This is a genomic window from Sutterella parvirubra YIT 11816 (assembly GCF_000250875.1).
In the GTDB taxonomy this organism is placed as follows: domain Bacteria; phylum Pseudomonadota; class Gammaproteobacteria; order Burkholderiales; family Burkholderiaceae_F; genus Sutterella; species Sutterella parvirubra.
In genome coordinates this window covers 1-8413 of sequence record NZ_JH604896.1, presented here as the reverse complement: position 1 = coordinate 8413, position 8413 = coordinate 1, and the positions used below count along the sequence as shown (strand labels likewise).

The 8413-nt window shown below is 64.7% G+C and carries 9 protein-coding genes; 2 read left to right on the top strand and 7 right to left on the bottom strand.

The window, feature by feature from the left end:
• The 6 genes from HMPREF9440_RS02520 to HMPREF9440_RS02495 form a co-directional block, all read right to left on the bottom strand.
• Positions 1-205: P-II family nitrogen regulator (locus HMPREF9440_RS02520; protein ID WP_008541188.1), on the bottom strand; the 205-nt coding region annotated here is incomplete at its 3' end.
• 26 nt (positions 206-231) lie between these two features.
• A complete protein-coding gene (locus HMPREF9440_RS02515; RefSeq protein ID WP_008541185.1) occupies positions 232-546 on the bottom strand; it encodes a hypothetical protein in 315 nt (104 codons plus the stop codon).
• A 90-nt stretch (positions 547-636) separates the two neighbouring features.
• A complete protein-coding gene (glmM, locus tag HMPREF9440_RS02510) occupies positions 637-1965 on the bottom strand; it encodes a phosphoglucosamine mutase (RefSeq protein ID WP_008541183.1) in 1329 nt (442 codons plus the stop codon).
• A gap of 51 nt (positions 1966-2016) precedes the next feature.
• On the bottom strand, positions 2017-2862 hold the full coding sequence (gene folP / locus HMPREF9440_RS02505) for a dihydropteroate synthase (RefSeq protein ID WP_040763284.1): 846 nt from the start codon (positions 2860-2862) through the stop codon (positions 2017-2019).
• 100 nt (positions 2863-2962) lie between these two features.
• On the bottom strand, positions 2963-5050 hold the full coding sequence (gene ftsH, locus HMPREF9440_RS02500) for an ATP-dependent zinc metalloprotease FtsH (protein WP_008541180.1): 2088 nt from the start codon (positions 5048-5050) through the stop codon (positions 2963-2965).
• Positions 5051-5251: 201 nt separating this feature from the next.
• Positions 5252-5905, bottom strand: a complete 654-nt coding sequence (locus HMPREF9440_RS02495; protein ID WP_008541179.1) for an RlmE family RNA methyltransferase — start codon at positions 5903-5905, stop codon at positions 5252-5254.
• 69 nt (positions 5906-5974) lie between these two features.
• On the opposite strand from HMPREF9440_RS02495, the gene yhbY reads away from it, so the two are divergent.
• On the top strand, positions 5975-6508 hold the full coding sequence (gene yhbY, locus HMPREF9440_RS02490) for a ribosome assembly RNA-binding protein YhbY (RefSeq protein WP_008541178.1): 534 nt from the start codon (positions 5975-5977) through the stop codon (positions 6506-6508).
• A gap of 105 nt (positions 6509-6613) precedes the next feature.
• Here yhbY and greA read toward each other — a convergent pair whose 3' ends face one another.
• Positions 6614-7093 carry a transcription elongation factor GreA gene (gene greA / locus HMPREF9440_RS02485; protein WP_008541177.1) on the bottom strand — a complete coding sequence of 160 codons (480 nt, stop codon included), beginning with the start codon at positions 7091-7093 and terminating at the stop codon, positions 6614-6616.
• A 387-nt stretch (positions 7094-7480) separates the two neighbouring features.
• On the opposite strand from greA, the gene HMPREF9440_RS02480 reads away from it, so the two are divergent.
• Positions 7481-8392 carry a hypothetical protein gene (locus tag HMPREF9440_RS02480; protein ID WP_040763283.1) on the top strand — a complete coding sequence of 304 codons (912 nt, stop codon included), beginning with the start codon at positions 7481-7483 and terminating at the stop codon, positions 8390-8392.
• The last annotated feature ends 21 nt before the right edge of the window (positions 8393-8413 follow it).

The window sequence follows — 8413 nt, the reverse complement described above, 5'->3', positions numbered from 1 at the left end:
GGTCGTCGGAGACGACCGTCTCGATCTTGAGCTTCGGCAGGAAGTCGACGACGTATTCGGCGCCGCGGTAGAGCTCGGTGTGGCCCTTTTGGCGGCCGAACCCCTTCACTTCCGTGACGGTGAGGCCGTGCACGCCCGCGTCGGCCAGGGCCTCACGGACGTCGTCCAACTTGAAGGGCTTGATGACGGCGGTGATCTGCTTCATGAGCACTCCCCAAAAGCGTCAGGCGATTACTCGGCCTTTTCTTCCTTCTTGGCGGCTTCGGCCTGCTGAGCCGGGGCCGGACGGCCGACGCGGTATTCGTACATCGACACGTCGCGCACGCGCACGCCGAAGCGCGGATCGTTGTTGGGGCTGTGCCAAACGTCCTTCTTTTCACGCCAGGCGTTCACGAAGGCGATGACGTTGCGGGGCATGTCCACCGTATCCGTCACTTCATTGACCGTGAACTGCTGGCCGCCCACGAGGTAGAGCTGAAGCTGATGGACGAACGGGCCCTTCGGGGCTTCGGTGGTCTTGGCGGGGGCTTCCTTCTTGGTGGCCATGATGATTGTTCCCTTTGGATGGATGTCTAGTCATTGAGGCGCCGCCGGTCGTCGGAGACGGGCGGCGCGTATCAGGAAAGTGTAGCAAGTTCAGCCGAGCGCTGCGGCGCAAGATTGAGCCAACCGTTGAGCAAGAGCTTCGTCTCCCGCCTCAACCATGATGCGAAGCAGGGGTTCGGTGCCGGACGGACGCACCAAAATGCGGCCGATCCCAACGAGTTCGGCTTCCGCCGCCCTCACCGCCGCCGCGAACGCTTCGTTCGCGCGCCAGTCGGTGCCCTTCTCGAGCCGGACGTTGACGAGAACCTGCGGGAGGAGTTCGAGGTCCGCGGTGAGTTCCGCGAGGCTCTTCCCCGCGGCCTTCATCGCCGCCAGAACCTGGAGCGCCGAGACGATCCCGTCGCCGGTCGTCTGGCGGTCGAGCGCGAGAAGGTGGCCGGAGGTTTCGCCGCCCAGGAGCCAACCCTTCTCCTTCAACATCTCGACCACGTAGCGGTCGCCCACCTTGGCGCGGCCGAACGGAATGCCGAGTTCGCCCAGGCGCTTTTCCAGCCCGTAGTTCGTCATGAGGGTGCCGGTCACGCCCGCGACGGGACCGTGCGCGAGGCGCTCGCGGACCATGACGTAAAGAAGTGCGTCGCCGTTGTAGACGCGCCCCGTCGCGTCCGCCATGATGAGGCGGTCGGCGTCGCCGTCCAGAGAGACCGCGACGTCGCAGCCGTGCTCGCGGCACCATTCGCCCAAATGTTCGGTGTGGGTCGCGCCCACGCCCGCATTGATGTTGAGGCCGTCGGGCGAAGCGCCCACGGCGACCACTTCGGCGCCCAACTCATGGAAGACGTCCGGGGCGACGCGGTAGGCGGCGCCGTTCGCGCAGTCGACGAGGATTTTGAGGCCCCTCAGGTCGAGCGCGTTCGGGAAGGTCGACTTGCAGAATTCCGTGTAGCGGCCGGCGGCGTCTTCGAGGCGCTTCGCCTTCCCAAGGTCCTTCGAGTCGACGCAGGACCAGCCCGCGTCCATTTCAGCTTCGATCTCGAGCTCCACCGCATCGGGGAGCTTGGTGCCTTCGGCCGAAAAGAACTTGATCCCGTTGTCGTGGTACGGGTTGTGGCTCGCGCTGATGACGACCCCCGCGGTCAGGCGGAGCGCCCGCGTCAGGTACGCGACCGCCGGGGTCGGGATCGGCCCGCAGAGCACCACGTCGACGCCGGCGCTCGAAAAGCCGGCCTCCAACGCGGCTTCGAGCATGTAGCCCGAGACGCGGGTGTCCTTCCCGATCAGCACCGCGGCGCCCTCAGGGTTGCGGCGCTTCAGGACGCGGCCCGCTGCCTGCCCCAGGCGCAGCACGAAATCAGGCGTGATCGGCGACTCACCGACGCGCCCGCGCACGCCGTCCGTACCGAAATAACGTCGAGACATGGTGAATTCCTTCCTCTACTCCGTCGTTGTTCTTCTCTCGTCCGGTGGGCCTCACGCGAAGGCGCCCGGCGCCGCGCGCCGGAAGGCTTCGAGCACCTGGAAGGCCTGGCGGGTCTCCCGCACGTCGTGAACGCGCGCGACCCCGGCACCCGCCTCTACGGCGAGCATTGCCGCGGCGACGCTCCCCGGCACGCGGTCCGTCGGGACCTTCTCGCCCGTCACGGCGCCGATGCTCGACTTCCTCGAGCAGGCGACCATCAGCGGATGATGGGCGGAAAGCCGACGGGAGTGCGCCATCAGGGCGATGTTCTCCTCCACCGTCTTCCCGAAGCCTACACCCGGATCCCAGCAAATGCGCTCCTCGTCGACCCCAAGGGTCCTGAAGGCCTCGGTGCGCGCTTCAAGATACCGCTCAACCGTCTCGACCGCGCCCGATTCGATCACCTCGAGCGAGCGGTGCATGACGACCAACCCGCACTTCGTCGCCGCGGCGGCTTCGAGCGCCCCGGGGAGTTCGAACCCGCGGATGTCGTTCAGGATCGCGGCGCCCGCTTCCGCGGCTTCACGCATGAGTTCGGGCTTGCTCGTGTCGACGCTCACGACGAAGCCTTCGGCGACGAGCGCCCGCACGACCGGCATCACGCGGCGGCGCTCTTCTTCAAGGGTCACGCCCGTTTCGTCGAACCCCGGCCGGGTCGACTCGCCCCCGACGTCGACGATGTCGGCGCCTTCCGCCCGCATGCGGCGGGCGTGCGCCACGGCGTCCTCGGGCGCATTGTGGGTGCCCCCGTCCGAGAACGAATCCGGCGTCACGTTGAGGATCCCCATGATGAGGGGGCGGCGGTCGAAGTCGTAGCGCTCGTCGAGGCAGCGCCAAATGCGCGGATTGCGTTCCATCGTGTCTGTCTTGCGGGTGGCGGTTTCAAAAATCAAAGAAGCGGACGGCGGCGCCTTCTCGGCCCGACGCCCGCTTCTTCTCAGTGCGTGCGGATGGGAATCAGGACTCGTCCGAACGGTCGGCCTTCGCCTCAGGCTTCTCTTCAGCCTTGGGTTCGGGCTTCGCTTCGGCCTTTTCCTCAGCCTCAACCTTCGCTTCGGTCTTCGGCGCGGCCCGGCGCGTACGGCGGGCGGTCTTCACCTCGACCTTCGGCTCTTCAGCCTCGTCGGCCTTCCCGGCCTGATCGGCTTCAGCGGCCTTTTCGACCTCGGCGGCCGCCGTCTTCGCCGCGTCCTCACGGCGCGCGGTCTGCGCGGCGTTCGGGGCGTTCTTCGGCGGACGGGGCTGACGGCCCTCCATGATGTCCTTGATCTGTTCGGCGTCGATCGTCTCCCAGTCGAGGAGCGCCTTCGCCATCACTTCCATCTTGTCGCGGTTCTCTTCGATCAGACGGCGCGCGACGGCGTACTGCTCGTCGATGATGCGGCGGATTTCCGCATCGACCTTCTGCATCGTGAGTTCCGAGACGTGCGTGGTCTTCGTCACCGAGCGGCCGAGGAACACTTCGCCCTCGTTCTCGGCGTAGACCATCGGACCCATCGCCTCGCTCATGCCGTAGCGGGTCACCATGTCGCGGGCGAGCTGCGTCGCACGTTCGAAGTCGTTCGAAGCGCCCGTTGTCATCTGGTTCATGAAGACCTCTTCGGCGATGCGCCCGCCGAAGAGAATCGCGATGCGCGTGAGGAGGTACTGACGGTCGTAGGCGTAGCGGTCCTGCTCGGGGAGCTGCATCGTGAGCCCCAACGCACGGCCGCGCGGCACGATCGTCACCTTGTGGACGGGGTCGCTCTTCGGCATGAGGTGGGCGACCACCGCATGGCCCGACTCGTGGTACGCCGTGTTGCGGCGTTCGTCCTCAGTCATCACCATGGCGCGGCGTTCGCTCCCCATCATGATCTTGTCCTTGGCGTCCTCGAAGTCGCGCATCTCGACGACGCGGCCGTTGCGGCGCGCGGCGAAGAGCGCCGCTTCGTTGACGAGGTTCGCGAGGTCCGCGCCCGAGAAGCCCGGCGTGCCGCGCGCGATGACCGCGGCGTCGATGTCGGCGCCGACGGGGATCTTGCGCATGTGGACGTTCAGAATCTGCTCGCGGCCGCGGATGTCGGGAAGCGGCACCACGACCTGACGGTCGAAGCGGCCCGGGCGCAGGAGCGCCGGGTCGAGCACGTCCGGACGGTTCGTCGCGGCGATCACGATGATGTTCGCGCCGGTGTCGAACCCGTCCATTTCGACGAGCATCTGGTTCAGGGTCTGTTCGCGTTCGTCGTTGCCGCCGCCCAAGCCGGCGCCGCGCTGACGGCCGACCGCGTCGATTTCGTCGATGAAGATGATGCAGGGGGCGTTCTTCTTCGCCGTCTCGAACATGTCGCGCACGCGCGCCGCACCGACGCCGACGAACATTTCGACGAAGTCGGAACCCGAAATCGTGAAGAAGGGCACGCCCGACTCGCCCGCGATCGCCTTGGCGAGAAGCGTCTTGCCGGTACCCGGCGAACCCACGAGGAGGACGCCGCGCGGAATGCGGCCGCCCAGGCGCTGGAACTTCATCGGGTCGCGCAGGAAGTCGACGATTTCCTGAACGTCTTCCTTGGCTTCGTCGCAGCCCGCGACGTCCTTGAAGCGGACCTTGTTGTCCTGCTCGCCCAACATGCGGGCCTTGGACTTGCCGAAGCTGAAGGCGCCGCCGGCGCCGCCGCCACCGCCCTGCATGCGGCGCATGAAGAAGATCCACACGCCGATCAGAAGCAGCATCGGGAACCAGGAGATGAAGACCGACGTGAGGAGCGAGGGTTCTTCAGGCGCCTTCCCGTAGACCTGAACGCCGGACTTGCGCAGATCCTCCACCATCCAGAGGTCGCCCGGACTCGTGATCGTGTATTCCGAGCCCGACTGCGGCGTGACCGTGATCGTCTGGCCCTGAATGTCGACGCGGCGGATCTTGCCGGCCTTGGCGTCTTCCATGAACTGCGTGTAGCTCGTCGTATCCGACCGCGGGGCGGTCGACACGTCGAACTGCCGGAAGACGGTGAAGAGCACCACCGCGAGGAGCACCCAGAGGGCAATGCGTGCAAAGGATTTGTTGTCCAACTTATGGCTCCGTGCCTGCGGGGATCCTAGTCCCCGGTTTCTTATCCATCGAATCATCGGGCGTCCGGTTTCGGCCGGACACCCGAGAAGCTTTATGTCTCAACATTCTACCGAGCGCCTGAACGTTCCCTTGGGGGTCGGCGCTGATTTTTGAAACAAAGCCTTGAGTTTCTGCGGAGAGTTGCGGACGGGCTTGAGGTATTACTTCGGGGCCTTCAACTCACGCGCGACGAGGTAGACCTCGGCCGAGGTGTCGCGCGAGGCGGCGGGCTTTCGCGTGTAGACCTTCTTGAAGGACTTCTTCAGGGCTTCGACGAACTGCGAGTAGCCCGAGCCCTGGAAGGCCTTCGTGACGAAGACGCCCGTGGGCTTCAAGTGCTCCAGGCAGAATTCGTGCGCGAGTTCGTTGAGCAGCAGCGAGCGCGCCGCGTCCGCGGCGGCGATCCCCGAGAGATTCGGCGCCATGTCCGAGAGCACCACGTCGACCTTGTCTCCGTTTAGAATCTCGGAGAGTTTGTCGGCGACGTCCTGCTCGCGGAAGTCACCCTGCAGGAACGTCACGCCCTCGATCGGATCCATCGGGAGGATGTCCATGGCGATGATGCGGCCCTGAACACGACCTTCCTTGTCCGACAGACGCTCGCGGACGATCTGCGTCCAGCTGCCCGGCGCCGCGCCGAGGTCCACCACCGTCATCCCGCGGCGCAGAAGGTGCTCGCGGTCGTCGAGTTCGGTGAGCTTGTACACCGAACGCGCGCGGTAGCCTTCCGCCCTGGAGCGCTTCACGAACGGATCATTGATGTGACGTTCGATCCAGGCCCGGTTCGAGCGCAGCTTTTTCGTTGCTACAGGCATTGAATCTCCTCTGTTGAATTGGGTTTCGCGGGGACTCCGGACGGGGTCCGGCCGCGACGTTTTGGAATTATGAAAGAAATCATCCTCGGGCGCGACACGCGCCTTGCGCTTCGTGCGCAGGCCCATCACCTCGATCCCGTCGTCCTTCTCGGGGCGAACGGCCTCACGGAATCCGTGATGAAGGAAATCGACCGTGAGCTGAAGGCCCACGAACTCATCAAGGTGCGCGTGCCCACCGACGACCGCGAAGAGCGTGAGGCGATCTACGCGGAAATCGCCGAGACGCTGGGCTGCGCCCGCGTCCAGATGATCGGCAAGCTCCTCGTCCTTTGGCGCCCCGCCGACGAAGAGGTGACGATCGAAGAAGCCGAAGAACTGGCCCGCATCACCGCCCTCTCGATGGGCCGCGGCTCCGTCTCCGGCAAGGCGAAGGAAGCCCCCGCGCAGAAGCGTCAGCCCAAGAAGGCCGTCGCGGCGAAGCCCGCCAAGAAGGTCGCGTCGAAGAAGCCCGGCGAAAAGAAGAAGAAGGTCGCCGAGGCGCCCCGCCGCGCCCGTCCGAAGCGCACCCGCACGACGAAGAAGGCCGCGATGGCGAAGTCCTGATGCGTCGGGGCGCCCTGCGCCCCCTTCGGGAGTCTTCTCAAAAAGGAAGGCGCCGGGATCCACGTCCTGGCGCCTCTCTTTTTGCCTTGGGCCCGCCGAAGAGGATCAGCAGTACTTCACTTCTTCGATTTCGAAGGCGACGAGACCCTTCGGGGCCATGAACTGCACCATGTCGCCTTCGAACTTGCCGATCAGCGCACGCGCGATCGGCGAGGAGACGCTGATCATGTTGCGCTTGATGTCGGCTTCGTCGTCGCCCACGATCTGGTACGTGACCGTCGTGTCGTCTTCTTCGTCGTAGAGCGTGACGGTCGCGCCGAACACGATGCGGTCGCCCGCGTCGATCGTCTTCGGGTCGATCACCTGCAGCGCCGGGATCTTCCCTTCGAGTTCGGCGATGCGGCCTTCGATGTGGCTCTGCTCCTCACGGGCGGCATCGTATTCCGCGTTTTCCGAGAGGTCGCCCTTTTCGCGGGCTTCCGCGATGGCGGCGACGACCTGCGGACGAGCGGTCTTCTTGAGGTACTCAAGCTCGGCCTTGAGCTTGGCGGCGCCTTCGGCGGTAATGGGGATGCGGTTGAGCATTTGTGCCCTTCAAAAGAACCCGACCCCAGGGCCCTGCGGGCCGTTTCCGGGGTCGTCTGAACGAAAGAAAGGCCCGAAGCGCTCCATCGGAGAGCTTCGGGCGTCTGCAGGGCTGAAGTTTAACAGAGTTGCGGGCGCGGCATCCCCGAACTGGGGCGACGGCGAAGCACTTCGATACGCTTCGGGCGGGAAGGCGGGGCACGGGGACCGGCGAATCTCTTCGAGTCCCTTCAAAGGGGCGCTTTAATTCATGCAAACCCAACCACAATTATCGAGCCTACGTATGAGCCTCTTTGATAGTCACCGATTTTAATGGCACCCCCGGAGGGTCCTTCTTCACTTTTTTCTAGAATGGATGAGACCCTCAAATTCCCAAGGAGACTCATCATGGATGCCAACTCGCGGCGCAGCTGGGCGCCGCTCGAAACCGTCGAACTTCCCGACGATCCCGAGCTTCAGGTCTACTTCCCGGAAGAGAAAGTCGTCAGCGTCGACGCCTTTCTCGATGTTCTTGTGATGATTCGCGACTCCGGAAAGCGTCGTCTCGTCGTTCAGGGCATCACCCGGGAGACCGCCCTGCTTTTCCTCCGGGTCTTCCGCTCGGCCTGGCGCAAGGACCTCTTCAAACGCCTCGAGAACGTGCTCACGCTTCCCGTCGTATCGGAAGCATTGGGCCCTCAAGAGGCCAAGATCCTCCGGATCCTCAATCTGACGAACGGCGCGGAACATGCTCAGACGCTCCGGAAGGCACTCAACAAGCTCAACGCGCTTGCCGAGCTCTCGGGCGAAGACCTTAAAGAAGCCGAAATGCTCCGCGCCGTCATCGAAGACAGGCTGGGCAACGCCGAACTGGCTGAACTTCTCCCGGACCACAACTTGTTGAGGGAGGACACGCCCGCGCGCTTCGAAGAGGCCCTCCGCAAGGGCGAAGGCGAAAAACTCAAGACGCCGTTTGCGAATCTGGTCCGCAAAGTGTCGGAGCGCATCCAAAAGGGGAAGATGAAATCGGCCCCGCAGGCGGTCCTCGCGATCATCCGGCTCGCCCTTGAGAATGGTCTGCCCTTGTCGACCAGGACCCGCTTCCGGTGCGCCCTGCTCGAAGGCCGCCTGCTCGAAGCCATTGAAGAGCTCTTCGCCATCGGGGACGCCGCCTGGATCGAACCGGAGCCCTTTGAACCGATGAACCCCCGATACGTCGTTCACCACGAGGACACGGTCGACTCCGAGCTGCATCTCCTCCTGTTTTCCATCCTCCTCGACGCCCTTCCGCCCTTCGGGACGGCCGAAGCCTTGGGATGAGGGTACGTATTTCGGACCTGT

Excerpts from the sequence above, each read along its gene's own strand:
- HMPREF9440_RS02480 (WP_040763283.1), top strand. The coding sequence starts at position 7,481 with ATGGATGCCAACTCGCGGCGCAGCTGGGCGCCGCTCGAAACCGTCGAA.
- glmM (WP_008541183.1), bottom strand. The coding sequence starts at position 1,965 with ATGTCTCGACGTTATTTCGGTACGGACGGCGTGCGCGGGCGCGTCGGT.
- greA (WP_008541177.1), bottom strand. The coding sequence starts at position 7,093 with ATGCTCAACCGCATCCCCATTACCGCCGAAGGCGCCGCCAAGCTCAAG.
- HMPREF9440_RS02495 (WP_008541179.1), bottom strand. The coding sequence starts at position 5,905 with ATGCCTGTAGCAACGAAAAAGCTGCGCTCGAACCGGGCCTGGATCGAA.
- HMPREF9440_RS02515 (WP_008541185.1), bottom strand. The coding sequence starts at position 546 with ATGGCCACCAAGAAGGAAGCCCCCGCCAAGACCACCGAAGCCCCGAAG.
- yhbY (WP_008541178.1), top strand. The coding sequence starts at position 5,975 with ATGAAAGAAATCATCCTCGGGCGCGACACGCGCCTTGCGCTTCGTGCG.
- folP (WP_040763284.1), bottom strand. The coding sequence starts at position 2,862 with ATGGAACGCAATCCGCGCATTTGGCGCTGCCTCGACGAGCGCTACGAC.